This window comes from Streptomonospora sediminis, from assembly GCF_054778995.1.
The window spans coordinates 1-15,030 of record NZ_BAAGYZ010000043.1; the positions used below are offsets into that span (position 1 = coordinate 1).

Consider the following 15,030-nt stretch of genomic DNA (forward strand, 5'->3'; position numbering starts at 1 on the left):
GGCCGCCCCGGCCGGCGGCGGCCTGCGCGTGTTCACTCCCGTATGCGCTGGTCGTACTCACTCTGGTGCCTGCGGATCTCGTCGGCGTGGTCGACCGTCCAGTCGTACAACCGGCCGAAGGGCTCCTGCAGCGACTCACCGAGCGGCGTGCGGGAGTACTCGACCCCGACCGGCGAGGTCGGCAGCACGCGGCGCACGATCATGCCGTTGCGCTCCAGGCGGCGCAGGGTGTGGGTCAGCACGCGTTGGGTCACACCCTCAAGGCGGCGCTTGATCTCATTGAACCGCCGCGGCTCGTCGAGGACCGCCAGCACCATCATCGACCACTTGTCGGCGATCTGGTCGAGGATCGGGCGGCTAGGGCAGTCCGCCCGGTAGACGGTACCGGCGTCGCCGGTGTCGGTAGTGGTCATACCGGTATCCTCCGCGATCCTTGGGATGCCGAAAGTGCGTTATTGACGCCGGTTGCCCGCCGTCCCAGTATCAGTATGCGTCAGGAACCTAGATGCAATCGAGATACTGATCGGAAACGCCATGAACCATGACGCCTACGCGACACTGCGGGTGGTCCGCGAGGCCGGGATCGCCCGGATCACCATCGACAACCCGCCCGTCAACGTCTTGGACGCCGCCCTGATGGCCGACCTCCGCAGCGTGCTGACGCGGTTGCGAAACGACGACCGGGTCCGGGTCATCGTGTTCGACAGCGCCAACCCCGAGTTCTTCATCGCCCACGTGGACATGTCGCTCGTTGACGAGCCGGACGCCTTCGACAGATTCGCGGCCGACCTGCCCGAGGGCGTCAACGTCTTCCAGGCCCTGGGGGAGATGCTGCGGCACCAGCCGCAGGCGACCATCGTCAAGCTCGCGGGGCTGGCGCGGGGCGGAGGGGCCGAATTCGCCGCCGCAGCGGACATGGTGTTCGCGGCCATCGGCCGCGCCGGCATCGGCCAGATCGAAGCCCTCATGGGCATCATCCCCGGTGGCGGAGGCACCCAGTATCTGGCCGAGCGGATCGGCCGCAACCGTGCGCTGGAGGCTGTACTGGGTGCTGAACTGTACGACGCCGAGACCGCAGAGCGCTACGGCTGGGTCAACCGGGCCGTGGCGGCCGACGAACTCGACGGCACGGTCGACCGCCTCGCCCGCAACATCGCAGCCCTGCCCGAGGGCGTGGCCGCGGCCGCAAAGCGCGCCATAGTTCCGCAGGACCTGGCCGCAGGGCTCCTGCGGGAACACGGCGCTTGGGCGGGCCAGATCGCCCGGCCCGCGGCGGCGAACCTGATCCGCGGCGGCCTGGACCGCGGCGCCCAGACTCCCGACGGCGAGCACGACCTGGAGGGCCTGCTCCGGGGCGTGGCCGGCTAAGTCCTGTTTATGCCGGTTTCCCATTGATGATCATGCGGAAATGCCGGTCCCAGCGTTGAATTCCGGGCATTTCTGCAGGGTCGGTGACCGCGCGCCCCCGCCTGTTCCCCGCCGGTGCCTCCGCCTCGGGCCGCCTGCTCAGCCGGTGCCCAGCAGGCCGTGCGGGTCGAGCACGTACTTGCGGGCCGCGCCCTTGTCGAACTCCTGGTAGCCGCGCGGGGCGTCCTCCAGGCCGATGGGGGTGGCGTTGACCGCCTCGGCGATGCGCACCCGGTCGTACAGGATCGCCATCATCAGTTGGCGGTGGTACTTCATCACCGGGCACTGGCCGGTGAAGAACGCGTGCGACTTCGCCCAGCCCAGCCCGATGCGGATGGACAGCGCCCCTTCCTTGGCCGCCTCGTCGGCGGCGCCGGGGTCGCCGGTGACATAAAGGCCGGGGATGCCCAGCGACCCGCCCGCGGCGGTGACGTCCATCATCGTGTTCAGCACGCTCGCCGGCGCTTCCTCGGTCGCCGCCGAGCCGTGGCCGCGCGCCTCGAAACCCACCGCGTCGACACCGGCGTCGACCTCGGGCACCCCCAGGATCCGCTCGATGCCGTCGCGCGGGTCGGTCCGCGATACGTCGACCGTCTCGCAGCCGAAGGCGCGCGCTTGGCCGAGGCGCTCCTCGTTCATGTCGGCGACGATCACCGCGGCGGCGCCGAGCAGCTGCGCCGAGGCGGCGGCGGCCAACCCGACCGGTCCGGCTCCGGCGATGTAGACCGTGGAGCCCACCCCCACCCCGGCCGTGACGCAGCCGTGGAAACCCGTGGGGAAGATGTCGCTGAGCATGGTCAGCTCCAGGATCTTCTCCATGGCCTGCTGCTTGTCGGGGAAACGCAGCGCGTTGAAGTCGGCGTAGGGAACCAGTACGTAGCGCGCCTGGCCGCCCACCCAGCCGCCCATGTCGACGTATCCGTATGCCGAGCCCGGGCGGTCGGGGTTGACGTTGAGGCAGATGCCGGTGCGCCGGGCCTTGCAGTTGGCGCAGCGCCCGCAGGCGATGTTGAACGGCACCGACACGAGGTCGCCGACATCGAGGAACTCGACGTCGCGGCCCTTCTCGACGACTTCGCCGGTGATCTCGTGGCCGAGGACCAGCCCGGCCGGCGCGGTGGTGCGGCCGCGCACCATGTGCTGGTCGCTGCCGCAGATGTTGGATGCGACGACCTTGAGGATGACACCGTGGTGCACCTGGCGGCCCACGTTCGCCGGGTTCACGCCGGGGCCGTCCTTGAGGACGAACTCGGGATAGTCGGTGTCGACGACCTCCACCCGGCCGGGTCCCGCGTAGGCGACCCCTCTGTTCTCAGCCATGACTCCCCACCCAATTCATGATCTCTGTCACATTGCGGTCGCCAGGATCGTACCCAGCCGGACCCGGCTCGATGTCGCACACGCTCGCCGATCCGCCGGGCGCCTCCCGGGCCACCGGCTGCTCCGGCCGGGCGGTCCGGCCGGTCCGGGCCGGACTTTCCATCCGGCCGCGGGTTTTCCGGCATCCGAAAAAGGTCGCCGACCTGCCCTGATTCCCCGCGGAACGGCGCGCACTCCCCCGCTGCCGCACACCGGAAAGCAAGCCTGTTCATGAAATCCAGAAGACGCGCCGAAAAATGCCACGGAAAGCAACCGCACAACCCCTTGCTGTAACCAATGGGGGGTGGTTACCGTAATTCCGCCATCGCGGACGCGATCCCCCCGCAGCAATTTTTCCGGCACCGGCAAATCCCCTAACGCCGACCAGCGAGACGACAAAAACCCGGGGCGCGAATGGGAAACCCCTCCCGGTGCCCCGCTCCGGAAAACCGCAAAGCGCACACCGACGCAGATCGGGAGTCCCCGCAGATATGAACATTGTGAGCACCGGCGGACGGCGGGCCCTGCGCGCCCTCGCCTGCGCGGCAGGGTTGGCCCTGGCCCTTGCCCTGCCCGCCTCGCCGGCCTTTGCCGACCCGCCCGCGGCGCTGCCCGCAAGCGTCGCCGCCCCCGACGGCAAGTGGCAGCCCGCCTTCGACTACGACACCGACGGCTGCTACCCCACGCCCGCCATCGGCCCCGACGGCACGATCGCCGGCGGTCTCAAGACCTCCGGCGCCCTCAACGGCAGCTGCCGCGACCAGTGGGACCTGGACAACACCAACTCCTACGCGCGCGCCAAGTGCGACCCAAGCGGCTGGTGCGCCTACATGTACGCGCTGTACTTCGAGAAGGACCAGACCGTCCACGGCTGCTGCGGGCACCGCCACGACCTCGAACACGTCATCGTCTGGGTCAAGGACGACCAGGCGCGGTACGTCTCGGCGTCGGCCCACGGCAACTACGACACCCGTGCCGCCTCCGAGCTCCGCTGGGAGGGCACCCACGCCAAGATCGTCTACCACAAGGACGGCGCGGGCACCCACGCGTTCCGCTTCGCCGCCGACCACGACGACCCGCCGGAGAACCACTACGGCGTGTGGCAGTATCCCGACCTCGTGAGCTGGCACAACTTCCCGCCGGGGGTCCGCGACAAGCTGGTCGCGGCCGACTTCGGCAGCGCCACGCTGGCCCTCAAGGACGGGATCTTCGAGGACGACCTGAACAAGGCCAAGCCCGCCGGGATCGCCTTCGACGCCTACGCCTAGCCGGATGCCCGACCGGTAGCGCCCGTTCGTGCCGCGCCGGTGCCCGCCGGCCGAACCCGGCGGGCGCCGGCGCGCAGCCGTCCGCCCGATGGGCGCGGGTGCCCGCGGGCCCGGGCGGTCGCCTTCAGGACGGGTCGGGAGTCGAGTTGCCGGTTGCGGGTGCGGCGGCGGAGTGCTGCCGGGCGCGGCGCTGGGTGTGGGCCGTGCGGGCGGCCGACCGGTCCGGCCCCTGGGGCGGCGGGGCCTCGTGCAGCAGGCCGGTGACGACGGCCCGCACAAGGCGTTCCGCGTACCGGCCGGCGGCCTCGGGGCCGTCGAAAACCAGCAGCCCGTCGGTGAGCAGGCCGGCCAGGCCGTGCACGGCCGCCCACACCGCGTACTCGGCTCCGCGGCGGGACTCCGGGTCAAGCGCTCCGGTGGCGGCGAGCCGGTCGAGCTGGGCGTCGAGTACGTCGTGGGGGTGCGGCGAGATCTCGACCCGGGGATCGCGGGGCGGGTTGGCGAAGGCGAGACGGGCCACGGCCGGATCCTCCAGGGCCCAGGCCGCATAGGCGCACCCGGCCGCGATCAGGCCGGCTTGGGCCTCGGCACCGGGCCCGGTGGCCCGTTCGGCGGCCTCGCCCATCCGCTGCCCGAGCCGGGCAACGATACGTACGGCCAGCGCGGCCACCAGCGCCTGGCGCGAGGCGAAGTGGTGGTAGGCCGCGCTCGGGCTGACGCCGACCCGCACGGAGGCCTCACGCAGCGACCACTCCGCGCCGCCCCGTTCGCGCACCAGCTCCTCGGCGGCGTCCAGCAGTGCATTGCGCAGTTCTCCGTGGTGGTATCGCCCGGCAGCCATCCCACCATCTTAACGGCGCTCAGATTATCGGGTACTGTCGGCTCCAACGATCTGAACAGTGATTAGATTGGAGTGGCGATGTGCGCCTCCGCAACGCAGGGAACACAGGACCGGCAACCGGGGCCCTACGGCGCGCCGGACATCAGCACCGAGCCGGCGCCGGTCGTACGCGGTGAGCCGGTCGAAGTCGCCGACGGCGTCCACGTGATCCCCGACGGGCGGGTGGAACTCGTGCCCAACATCGGCGTGGTGGTGGGCGAGGACGCCGCCCTGGTCGTCGATACCGGCCTGGGCCCGCGCAACGGCGCCTACGTCCTGGAGCAGGCCCGGCGCCTGGCCGGCGATCGGCGCCTGTACCTGACCCTCACGCACTTCCACCCCGAGCACGGCTTCGGCGCGCAGTCCTTCCAGGGCGCAGCGACGATCCTCTACAACCGCGCCCAGCGCGAGGAGCTGCGCCGCAAGGGCACCGCCTACCTCGACATGTTCCGCGGTATGGCACCGGGCGCCGCCGCCGAACTCGACGGCACCCGGCTCATCGGCCCCGACCTGGTCTACGACGGTGCCGCCGAACTCGACCTCGGCGGCCGCACCGCCCTGCTGCGCCCCGTCGGTCCGGCGCACACCGGCTCCGACCAGGTCGTGCTCGTCGACGACCGGGTGCTGTTCGGCGGTGACCTGCTGGAGACGCGCATCTTCCCGATCGCCCCCTACTTCCCACCGCACGACACCGACGTCGATCCGGTGCGCTGGATCGGCGTACTCGACCAGCTCGCCGCGCTGCGTCCGGAGGTGGTCGTCCCCGGCCACGGCGAGGTCGCCGGCCCCGCACTGATCGGCGACGTCCGCGACTACCTCGCCCACGTCCGCGACGAGGTCCACCGCCTGCAGGCCGCCGGCGCCTCCGCCGAGGAGGCCGCGGCAGCGGTCGACAAGGACGCGCGCAAGCGCTGGAGCACCTGGGAACGCCCCGAATGGATCACTTCGGCGGTCGGCGCCTTCTACGCAGCTGCTTCCAGTACTTTCGGCGGCTGAACCGGGCCGCCCCGTCGGCCGGGCCCCCGGCCACCGCGGATACGGGCTCGCGCACCGGCGACCCGTTCGCGGTGGCGGCGGCCGGCTGTGCGGGCGGCCTCCCCGGCCGTCCCGGCCGCGAGCCGGTACCCCGTTCCGTGCGCTCGACGGGGCGCGGGTGCCCGCGGGTCCGGGCGCGGGTGCCCGGGCGGCTCGGTAGGGTGAGCGGCCCGACCCCGCCCCGCCGGCACCGTCCGCCGGCCTGAAGGAGGGCAGTGTCCGTGCCTCCTCCGCCGCCGCACACCCCGCCGCCGAGCGACCTGCCGCCGCCGGCAGCGGCTCCCGCATATCCCGGTCCGGCGCCGCTGCTCCAGCACTGGCGCGACGTGGTGTTCGTGCACTGGGCCGCCGCCCCCGAGCAGGTGGCGCCGCTGCTGCCGCCGGGCACGTGGCCCGACGTGTGGGACGGGTGCACCTATGTCGGGCTTGTCGCCTTCCGCGTCGAGGCCCCGCGCGCCTTCAAATTCGTGCCCACCGGCGCGTTCAACGAGGCCAACGTGCGGTTCTACTCCGTCGACCGGCACGGCCGCCGCGGCGTGGTGTTCGCGACCATGGACGCCGACGCGCTGCCGAGCGTGGTGGCGGCCCGCGCGCTGACCGGGGTGCCCTACATCTGGTCCGATGTGTCGCTGCGCACCGGCCCCGCCGGCGCGGCGGGGGCGGTGCGCCGGCGCCTGCCCGGGCCGCCCGCCGCCGGCCGGTGGCACATCGCCCCGGGCGAGCCGATCGCCGAGCCGACTCCGCTGCAGCGGTTCCTCACGGCCCGTTGGGGCCTGCACACCGCATACCTGGGGGCGACCCGCTGGATCCCGGTGGCGCACCCGCCGTGGCCGCTGCACCGCGCCGAACTGCTCGCCTACGAGGGCAACCTGCTCGCCGCCGCCGGTGTGCACGGCACCGGCCCCGCCCCGGTGTCGGTGCTGTGGTCGCCCGGCACCACCTCGCTGTTCTACCCGCCGCGCCGCCCGCACGCCTGAACCCGCGGTGAGTCGCCCGCCGCCACCGGCGGTCGTGGGGCAAGGCCCGAACCGAGCGCTGGACTCCGGGGCCTTTCGCCGTAATCACCGCCCCGAAAGCCTGCCGGGCGGGCGAACTACGCTTACTTCTATCGATTTTCGTTCAAAGGGGTATTGACGGTCGTCACAAGCGTGCGTAGCTTCGTGTTCTGGGTCACAGCGGCGACCGCCGCGCCGAACCGCGTCCACCAGCCCCCGCGCACGACCGACCAGCAGGAGCACCTCCGTGAACTCTCCGGGCGATGTCCTCGGCCTCATCAGCCGGGGAGCTGCCGACACCCGGGCCGAACTGGCCCGGCTCACCGGTATGGCGCGGTCGACCGTCGCCCAGCGCGTCGACACCCTCATCGCCCACGGGATCGTCGAGGAGCGCGACAGCGGCACCTCGACCGGCGGGCGCCCGCCGCGGGTACTGCGGCTCAACACCGAGCACAACTGCGTGCTCGGCGTCGACCTGGGCGCCACCCACTGCCGGGTCGCGCTGATGGACATCGGCGGCGCCCTGCTGGCCGACCAGGAATCCCCGCTGCACATCACCGAGGGCCCCGAGCCGGTGCTGTGCCACATCGACGACCGCATGCACGAACTGCTGGGCCAGGCGGGCCGGCCGCTGACCGCGGTCAAGGCGATCGGCATCGGCGTTCCCGGGCCCGTCGAGTTCGCCACCGGGCGGCCGGTCAACCCGCCGATCATGCCCGGCTGGCACGAGTACCCCGTCCCCGCCTACTTCACGTCGCGCTATCCGCTCGAAGTACTGGTCGACAACGACGTCAACGCCCTCGCGCTCGGCGAGGTCCGCCACGGCCGCTCCGACGCAGGCGACGGCGCCGACAACCTGCTGTTCGTCAAGGTCGGCACCGGGATCGGCTGCGGCATCATCGCCGGGGGCCGGCTGCACCGCGGCGCCCAGGGCAGCGCCGGCGACATCGGCCATATCCGGGTGCCCGGCGCCGGCGCCGCGCAGTGCCGCTGCGGCAACACCGGTTGCCTGGAAGCGGTGGCCGGGGGCGCTGCGCTGGCGGCGAAGCTGCGCGAGGCGGGGGTGCCCGCGGCCGACGGGCGGGCGGTCGCCGACCTGGTCAACAGCGGCGATCCGCTGGCGGTGCGGCTGGTGCGCGAGGCCGGGCGCTGCATCGGCGACGTGCTGGCCGGGCTCGTCAACTTCTTCAACCCCGAGGCGATCGTCGTGGGCGGTGTGCTGGCCGCCGCGCACGAACCGCTGCTGGCGGGGGTCCGCGAGGTCATCTACCGGCGCTCGCTGCCGCTGGCCACCCACCGGCTCAGCGTCGTCCCCACCGGAACCGGCGAGGCGGGGGGCGCGTTGGGCGCCGGCCGCCTGGCCATCGACCACGTGCTCGCACCCGGGCAGATCGACCGGGCGCTGGCCGCCGCGCAGGCGGGCGGCGCCCCCGCGGCGGCGCGGTAGCAACCGCGCGCCCACGACGGTTCCCGTCCGTCCCCGCCTCCCCGTCCACCCCGCCCCACCATCCCCATCCCCGTTCCCATCCCCCGATCCCGATCCCCCTTTTCCGCATTTCAGGCACCTGGAGGCCCACCATGGGTTGGAATCCGCGTCGGCGCTTCGGCCCCCACGCCCTCGGCGCGTTCGCCGCAGCGGGCATCGTGCTCGCCGCGACCGCGTGCAGCACCCCCCAAGCCGGCGGCGGCAACGGCGACGGTGATGGCGAGGCCGAGGGCCCCTTCACCATCGGTGTCAGCAACGGCTTCATCGGCAGCGAGTGGCGGGAGCAGATGCTCTCCGTCCTGGAGGACTCCTTCGCCGACTACAAGTCCGACGGCACCGTCGACGAGCTCGTGATCGAAAGCGCCGACGTCGACGTCAACGGCCAGATCCAGCAGATCCGCAACCTGATCCGCTCCGACGTGGACGCGATCATCGTCAACCCCAACTCCCCCACCGCGCTGGACCAGGTCTTTGCCGAGGCGGCCGAACAGGGCATCGAGATCGTGGCCATCGACCAGGCGGTGGAGTCCGAACACGTCACCAACGTGGTCATCGACCAGGCCGAATGGGCGTCGATCTCGGCGGAGTGGCTGGCCGGCGAGGTCGGCAACGGCGGCCGGATCGTGGCGGTCAACGGCATCGACGGCCACCCGGCCAACGAGGCCCGCTGGTCGGGCGCCAAGGACGTGTTCGACGAGGCGGGTGTCGAGGTCGTCGCGAACGACTATGCCGAGTGGGACCAGAGCAAGGGCCGCACCGTCACCCGCGACCTGCTGGCCAGCAACCCCGACGTGGACGGCGTCTTCGTCCAGGACGGCATGGCCCTGGGCGCCATGCAGGCGCTGCAGGCCGAGGACCTGGCCGGCGAGGTCGCCATCACCGGCGAGGCCCGGGTGGGCTACATGAAGGAGTGGGACAAGCTGCGCGGGTCCGATGAGGACTTCTCCAGCATCGGCGTGCCCAACCCGCCCTCCGTTTCGGTTTCGGCGCTGCACGTGGCGGTGCGCATGCTGCAGGGCCAGGAGTTCGCCGACGGCTCGATCGAGGACGGCAACACGCTGCACCTGCCGATCCCCGAGACCGTCACCGACGACAACTTCGACGAGCGCTTCGCCGAGGTCGAGGACAGGGCCGACGCCTACGCCCTCGACCACAGCATCACCCCCGAGGAAGCCGACGGCTACTTCAAGTAGCCCCGCACCGGGGCCGGGCCCCGCCCGGTCCCGGGCGGGCGGCCAGCAGCCGGAAGAAACAGGGAGAAAGCTGTGGACACACCGCCGTTTCTGCGGATGAGCGGGGTGCACAAGCGCTACGGCGGTGTCACCGCCCTGGCGGGTGCCGACTTCGGCGCCGCGGCCGGCAGCGTGCACGCCGTACTGGGGCCCAACGGCTCGGGCAAGTCGACGCTGCTGAAGGTGCTGACCGGTGTGGTGGCGCCCGACTCCGGCGAGGTGCTGCTGGAAGACCGCCGGCTGCGCCCGCGCGGCCCGCGCGACACGCTGGCCGCCGGGGTCAGCGCCGTGTACCAGGAGCTGTCGCTGATCGAGGACTTCACGGTCCTGGACAACCTGCTGCTGGGTGTGGAGCCGACACGGTTCGGCCTGCGCGACCGCCGCGCGGCCCGGGCCCGCGCCCTGCCGTGGCTGGAGCGTTTCGCGCCGGCGTTCGGCGGCCGGGTGCCCGCCGGCGAGCGGGCCGGCGACCTCGATCCCGGGGAGCGCCAGGTCGTGGAGATCTGCAAGGCGCTGGTGCGCGACCCGCGGGTGCTGGTGCTGGACGAGGCGACCGCCTCACTGCGCCGTGCCCAGGTGCGGGTGTTGTTCGACGTGATCGCCGAACTGCGCGAGCGGGGCGTGCTCATCCTGTTCATCACCCACCGGCTGGCCGAGATCCGCGCGGTGTGCGACCGCGCGACGATCATGCGCAACGGCCGCGATGTCACCACGGTGACGGTCGCACAGACCCCCGAGCGGGAGCTGGTGGAGTTGATGTCCGATGGTTCGGTGCCGTCCGCCGCGCACCCGGGCGGTGCGGCGGGCGGCGCCGTTACAGGACGGGCGGCGCCGCTCGACCGCACCGGGTCCGCAGCCGGCGGCGACGGCGCGGGCAGCGGGGGCGGCACTGCGGACGTTTCGGCCGAGCCGGCTGAGCCGGCTGAGCCGGCCGGGGCCGCCGCCCCGCCGCTGCTGGAAGTCAGCGGACTGGCCGGCGATCGGCTCGACCAAGTGTCCTTCGAGGTCCGCCCCGGCGAGGTGCTGGGCCTGGGCGGGCTGCAGGGCCAGGGACAGTCGGAGCTGCTGGCCACCCTGTTCGGCGCGCACCGCCGCACCGGCGGCAGCGTGCGGATCAACGGGCGCGCGGTCCGGCCCCGCTCACCCAAGCAGGCGGTGCGCGCGGGCTTCGCCTACGTGCCGGGCAACCGGGGCGCACAGGGCCTCGCGCTGGGCCGGCCCATCCTGGAGAACTTCGCGCTGCCGTCGGTGGGCCGGCGTGCCGCGTTCGGTACGGCGCTGTCCAAGCGCCGCGAGGCCGCGGCGGCGCGCGCCGTCGCCGAGCGCATCGGCACCCGCTACGGCTCGCTGGACGATCCGGTGTCCACGCTCTCCGGCGGCAACCAGCAGAAGATCGTCGTGGGCAAGTGGTTTCCCACCGAACCCGCTGTGGTGCTGATGGACGACCCCGCCAAGGGGATCGACGTGGGCGCCAAGGCGGAGATGTTCGCGGTGGTGGCCGAACTGGCGGCGGCCGGTGCGGCGGTGGTGCTGGGCGCAAGCGACGACCGCGAACTGGTGGAGGTCTGCGACCGGGTGCTGGTCCTGTTCGAAGGGCGGGTGGTCGACGAGGTCGCCGGCGAGCGGCTCACCGAGGACACCCTCATCGCGAGCGCGATGCACATCAACGGCGGCAACGGCGCACCGCCGGAACAGGCCCCGGCCCCGGAGCCGCAGCCCGCGCCCGGGCCCGAAGCGGGACCCGCGGCCGCGGGCGCCGCCGGAACCGGCGCGACCGCCGATCCCGGCGCCAACGCCGACGGGCCGATACCGAACCCGAACCGAGGAAGGCGATGAGCACGCCCACGACAACCCGCTCCCCCGCTGAAGGGCCCGGGGCGGCCCACGGGCCGGGGCCGGCCGCCCGGGCCGGGCAGGCGCTGCTTTCCGCACGCATGCCCACCGTGGCCGTCGCCGCGCTGCTGGTGGCCACCGTTGCGGCGTCGGCGGTGCTGCAGCCCGACTTCTTCTCCCCCTACTCGCTCAGCGCCGGATTCGCCACCTTCCTGCCGCTGGCCACCATCGCCGCCGCGCAGACCATCATCGTCCTGGCCGGCGGAATCGACCTGTCCATCGGCACGGTCGTGACACTGGCCTCGGCGGTTTCGGTGGTGCTGATGGACGGCGACAACGCCAAGCTGCCGCTGGCGCTTGCCGCGGGCCTGGCCACCGGCGCCGCCTGCGGCCTGGTCAACGGCCTGGTGGTGGCCGGGCTGCGGCTGCAGCCCATCGTGGCGACCTTCGCCACCAGTTCGGTTTTCGGCGGGCTGGCGCTGCTGGTGCTGCCCCAGCCCGGCGGCACCGCCGCGCCGGTGCTCACCGAGACCTTCGGGATGGTGCTGGCGGTCTATGTCCCCATCCCCGCGGTGCTGCTGCTGGCCCTGTGGCTGGCGTGGCGGCTGCTGCGCCGGCACCGGTTCGGCCAGTACCTCTATGCGGTGGGCGGCAACGCCGACGCCGCCTACACCTCGGCGGTGCCGGTCTCAGCGGTACGGGTGTTCTCGTATGCGGCGGGCGGCGCAGTGGCCGCGCTGGCCGGTGTCGCGCTGCTGGCCGACTCCGGCGCGGGCGATCCGACGCTGGGCACCGAACTGACCCTCGGGTCGATCGCGGCGCTGGTCATCGGCGGTACGCGGCTGCGCGGCGGGTTCGGCGGCGTCGGCGGGGCCGTTGTCGGCGCAATCGTGCTGTCCCTGATCCAGAGCCTGGTGTTCTTCGCGGGTGTGCCCACCGACGCCCGGGAGTTCGTCTACGGCTGCATCATCATCGCCGCCATCGCGCTGGCCGGGCTGCTGACGGCCCGGCCCGGCGGCGCCCGGCGGCCGGCCTTTGCGGGAGGGAAGCGGTGAACGTCTCCACAGCCGAACCTGGGAGTCCGCGCGGATCCGGCGGCCCCGGCGGTTCCGGTACCGCAGGCCGGCCCTTGGGCGGTCCCGCGCGGGCGGCGCGCCTGCGCCGCCTGCTGCGCGACCCGGTGGTGATTTCGGGAGCCGCCGCCGTGCTGCTGTGGGCGGTGGCGGCGGTCGTCTCGCCCTCGTTCGCGAGCTGGGACCAGTTCCTGACGCTGATGACGGTGGCGTCGTTCCTCGGCGTGATCTCGATCGGCCAGACCCTCGTCATCATCGCCGGCGGCGAGGGCATCGACCTGTCGGTGGGCGCCACCGCCACGCTGGCCGCCATCGTCGGCTCGCGGTTCATGGGCGGATCCGACGACGGCCTGCTGACCGCGGTGCTGTTCGCGCTGGGCGCGTGCTGCGTTGTGGGCGTGGTCAACGCGGTGGGCGTCCTGGTCTTCCGGGTGCCGCCGCTGGTGATGACGCTGGGCATGATCGCCGTGGTCGCCGGGTTCATCCGGCTCTACACCGGCGGCCGGCCCGAGGGGTCTGCGGCGCCGCTGCTGCGCACCCTGGTCTCGGGCGACACCTTCGCCGGGATCCCGGGTGTGCTGTGGCTGTGGTCGGCGCTTTCGGTGCTGGTCGTCTGGCTGCTGCGGCGCAGCTCCTTCGGCTGGCGGCTGTATGCGGTGGGCGCCAACCCGACCACCGCCTACCTTTCCGGCGTCAACACCTGGGCGGTCAAGTTCGCCGCCTACGTGCTGTCGTCGCTGTTCGCGGGGGTGGGCGGGCTGCTGCTGCTCGGCTACTCCCAGAACGTCTACACCAGCCTGGGCACCGACTACATGCTCAACAGCGTGGCGGCGGCCGTCATCGGCGGCACTGCGCTGGTCGGCGGGGTCGGCGGCTATCTGGGCACCGTCATCGGCGCGATCCTGCTGACCGTGCTCGACTCCCTGCTGCGGATCATGCAGATCGGCGGCGGCGAGTGGGGCGACGCGCCGCGCCAGATCATCTACGGCGTGGTGCTGATCATCGTCCTGACCGCCTACGGCAGGCAGAAACGGCTGCGGCAGTAACCGCGGCATCCGGCCGGGGACACCCCGGCGGCCAACACCCGGGCCGCGGACCCGGCGGACCCGGCTGCGGCCGCACCGCGGCACCCTTCCACGGATTTGGAGAGACCACGTGACAGCACAGGCTAGCGACCGGCTCGGAGTCGGCATCGTCGGCAGCGGCTTCATCGCCGACTTCCACACCCGCGCATTCCGCGGCGTGCGCGACGCCGACGTGACCGCGGTCTGCGGGCGCACCGAGTCGGCGGTGCACCGGATCTGCGACCTGGCTCGCGAGCTGCGGGTCGGTGATCCCGCCGCCTACAGCGATGTCCGCGAGATGGTGCGCGACCCCGCTGTGGATGCGGTCTGGATCACCACCCCCAACCATGCGCGCGTCGAAACCGTGCGCGCGGTCGCCGAGGAGGTCGCATCGGGCCGCGCGGTGCTGCGGGGCATCGCAGTGGAGAAACCGCTGGGCCGCACCGTTGCCGAGGCCGAGGAGGTCATGCGGCTGGTGGAGAGCGCCGGGCTGCTGCACGGCTACCTGGAAAACCAGGTGTTCGCCCCAGGGGTGACCCGCGCGCACGAGCTGGTGTGGACGCGCGGCGCGGCGACCGCGGGCGCTCCCTACCTGGCGCGGTGCGCCGAGGAGCACAGCGGGCCGCACAACGGGTGGTTCTGGCAGGGCGACAAGCAGGGCGGCGGCGTCCTCAACGACATGATGTGCCACAGCGTGGAGGCGGGGCGCTACCTGCTGACCCCGCCGCAGACCCCGGCATCGGAGTGGCTGACCCCGGTGAGCGTCGACGCCACCATCGCGTCGCTGAAGTGGACGCGGCCGGGCTACGCCGACGAGCTGAAGCGCCGCTACGGCTCCGAGGTCGACTACCGGGCGCGGCCCGCGGAGGACTACGCGCGCGCCACCTTCGTCTTCCGCAACGCCGACGGCGACGAGGTCGTCAGCGAGGGCACCACGTCGTGGAGCTATGTCGGGGCGGGACTGCGGTTGAGCTTCGAGCTGCTGGGTCCGGAGTACGCGATGCAGGTCAACAGCCTCGACACCGAGGCGAAGGTGTTCCTCAGCCGCGAGATCGCGGGGCGGGCCGGCGAGGACCTGGTCGAGAAGCAGAACGCGGAGGGCGGGCTGATGCCGGTGCTGCCGGACGAGGCCGGCGCCTACGGCTACACCGAGGAGAACCGGCACATGGCCAGCCGGTTCCTGCAAGGGCGCGCCCCCGACGAGGGCCTCGGCGACGGCCTGCAGGTGACACGGCTGCTCATGGCCGCCTACCTTTCGGCGCAGGAGGGCCGGCGCATCGACCTCACCGACCCGGCGCAGGCCGAGCGGCTGCGGGCGTTCGTGCCCGATGTCGCCCAGGGCACGTGGCGGTCGGGGCGGTAGCGGCCGGGCGCGCCGGCTCGGGGCGGCCGCGCGCG

The 15,030-nt window shown here is 72.7% G+C and carries 13 protein-coding genes; 10 read left to right on the forward strand and 3 right to left on the reverse strand.

Annotation, left to right across the window (positions count from 1 at the left end; genetic code table 11):
* Nucleotides 1-32: 32 nt before the first annotated feature.
* Nucleotides 33-413, reverse strand: a complete 381-nt coding sequence (locus tag ACYVD5_RS10845) for a winged helix-turn-helix transcriptional regulator (protein ID WP_461000844.1) — start codon at nt 411-413, stop codon at nt 33-35.
* A 121-nt stretch (nt 414-534) separates the two neighbouring features.
* On the opposite strand from ACYVD5_RS10845, the gene ACYVD5_RS10850 reads away from it, so the two are divergent.
* Entirely contained in the window at nt 535-1,368 is an 834-nt protein-coding gene (locus ACYVD5_RS10850) for an enoyl-CoA hydratase/isomerase family protein (protein WP_461000845.1), read from the forward strand.
* Between the two features lie 138 nt (nt 1,369-1,506).
* On the opposite strand, the gene fdhA is transcribed toward ACYVD5_RS10850, so the two are convergent.
* Complete coding sequence (gene fdhA, locus ACYVD5_RS10855) at nt 1,507-2,727, reverse strand: formaldehyde dehydrogenase, glutathione-independent (RefSeq protein ID WP_461000846.1); 1,221 nt, start codon at nt 2,725-2,727, stop codon at nt 1,507-1,509.
* Nucleotides 2,728-3,257: 530 nt separating this feature from the next.
* On the opposite strand from fdhA, the gene ACYVD5_RS10860 reads away from it, so the two are divergent.
* On the forward strand, nt 3,258-4,034 hold the full coding sequence (locus ACYVD5_RS10860; protein WP_461000847.1) for an NPP1 family protein: 777 nt from the start codon (nt 3,258-3,260) through the stop codon (nt 4,032-4,034).
* A gap of 124 nt (nt 4,035-4,158) precedes the next feature.
* On the opposite strand, the gene ACYVD5_RS10865 is transcribed toward ACYVD5_RS10860, so the two are convergent.
* Nucleotides 4,159-4,875 (reverse strand): TetR/AcrR family transcriptional regulator, encoded by a 717-nt coding sequence (locus ACYVD5_RS10865; protein WP_461000848.1) that lies wholly within the window; start codon nt 4,873-4,875, stop codon nt 4,159-4,161.
* Between the two features lie 78 nt (nt 4,876-4,953).
* Between ACYVD5_RS10865 and ACYVD5_RS10870 the strand changes: the two genes are divergently transcribed.
* The 8 genes from ACYVD5_RS10870 (at nt 4,954) to ACYVD5_RS10905 (ending at nt 14,995) form a co-directional block, all read left to right on the forward strand.
* Nucleotides 4,954-5,910, forward strand: coding sequence for an MBL fold metallo-hydrolase (locus ACYVD5_RS10870; protein WP_461000849.1), 957 nt, complete (start codon nt 4,954-4,956; stop codon nt 5,908-5,910).
* Between the two features lie 254 nt (nt 5,911-6,164).
* Nucleotides 6,165-6,926 (forward strand): YqjF family protein, encoded by a 762-nt coding sequence (locus ACYVD5_RS10875; protein WP_461000850.1) that lies wholly within the window; start codon nt 6,165-6,167, stop codon nt 6,924-6,926.
* 265 nt (nt 6,927-7,191) lie between these two features.
* Nucleotides 7,192-8,391 (forward strand): ROK family transcriptional regulator, encoded by a 1,200-nt coding sequence (locus tag ACYVD5_RS10880; protein ID WP_461000851.1) that lies wholly within the window; start codon nt 7,192-7,194, stop codon nt 8,389-8,391.
* Between the two features lie 131 nt (nt 8,392-8,522).
* A complete protein-coding gene (locus ACYVD5_RS10885) occupies nt 8,523-9,623 on the forward strand; it encodes a substrate-binding domain-containing protein (RefSeq protein ID WP_461000852.1) in 1,101 nt (366 codons plus the stop codon).
* Between the two features lie 72 nt (nt 9,624-9,695).
* Complete coding sequence (locus ACYVD5_RS10890; RefSeq protein ID WP_461000853.1) at nt 9,696-11,498, forward strand: sugar ABC transporter ATP-binding protein; 1,803 nt, start codon at nt 9,696-9,698, stop codon at nt 11,496-11,498.
* Nucleotides 11,495-12,550 carry an ABC transporter permease gene (locus tag ACYVD5_RS10895; RefSeq protein ID WP_461000854.1) on the forward strand — a complete coding sequence of 352 codons (1,056 nt, stop codon included), beginning with the start codon at nt 11,495-11,497 and terminating at the stop codon, nt 12,548-12,550. The genes ACYVD5_RS10890 and ACYVD5_RS10895 overlap by 4 nt, the downstream gene beginning before the upstream one ends.
* Nucleotides 12,547-13,614 (forward strand): ABC transporter permease, encoded by a 1,068-nt coding sequence (locus ACYVD5_RS10900; protein ID WP_461000855.1) that lies wholly within the window; start codon nt 12,547-12,549, stop codon nt 13,612-13,614. The genes ACYVD5_RS10895 and ACYVD5_RS10900 overlap by 4 nt, the downstream gene beginning before the upstream one ends.
* Nucleotides 13,615-13,723: 109 nt before the next feature.
* Nucleotides 13,724-14,995 (forward strand): Gfo/Idh/MocA family protein, encoded by a 1,272-nt coding sequence (locus ACYVD5_RS10905; RefSeq protein WP_461000856.1) that lies wholly within the window; start codon nt 13,724-13,726, stop codon nt 14,993-14,995.
* Nucleotides 14,996-15,030: the final 35 nt, after the last annotated feature.

Bases quoted from the DNA above. Each gene is read 5' to 3' on its own strand.
- ACYVD5_RS10845 (WP_461000844.1), bottom strand. From the start codon at position 413: ATGACCACTACCGACACCGGCGACGCCGGTACCGTCTACCGGGCGGAC.
- ACYVD5_RS10850 (WP_461000845.1), top strand. From the start codon at position 535: ATGAACCATGACGCCTACGCGACACTGCGGGTGGTCCGCGAGGCCGGG.
- fdhA (WP_461000846.1), bottom strand. From the start codon at position 2,727: ATGGCTGAGAACAGAGGGGTCGCCTACGCGGGACCCGGCCGGGTGGAG.
- ACYVD5_RS10860 (WP_461000847.1), top strand. From the start codon at position 3,258: ATGAACATTGTGAGCACCGGCGGACGGCGGGCCCTGCGCGCCCTCGCC.
- ACYVD5_RS10865 (WP_461000848.1), bottom strand. From the start codon at position 4,875: ATGGCTGCCGGGCGATACCACCACGGAGAACTGCGCAATGCACTGCTG.
- ACYVD5_RS10870 (WP_461000849.1), top strand. From the start codon at position 4,954: ATGTGCGCCTCCGCAACGCAGGGAACACAGGACCGGCAACCGGGGCCC.
- ACYVD5_RS10885 (WP_461000852.1), top strand. From the start codon at position 8,523: ATGGGTTGGAATCCGCGTCGGCGCTTCGGCCCCCACGCCCTCGGCGCG.
- ACYVD5_RS10895 (WP_461000854.1), top strand. From the start codon at position 11,495: ATGAGCACGCCCACGACAACCCGCTCCCCCGCTGAAGGGCCCGGGGCG.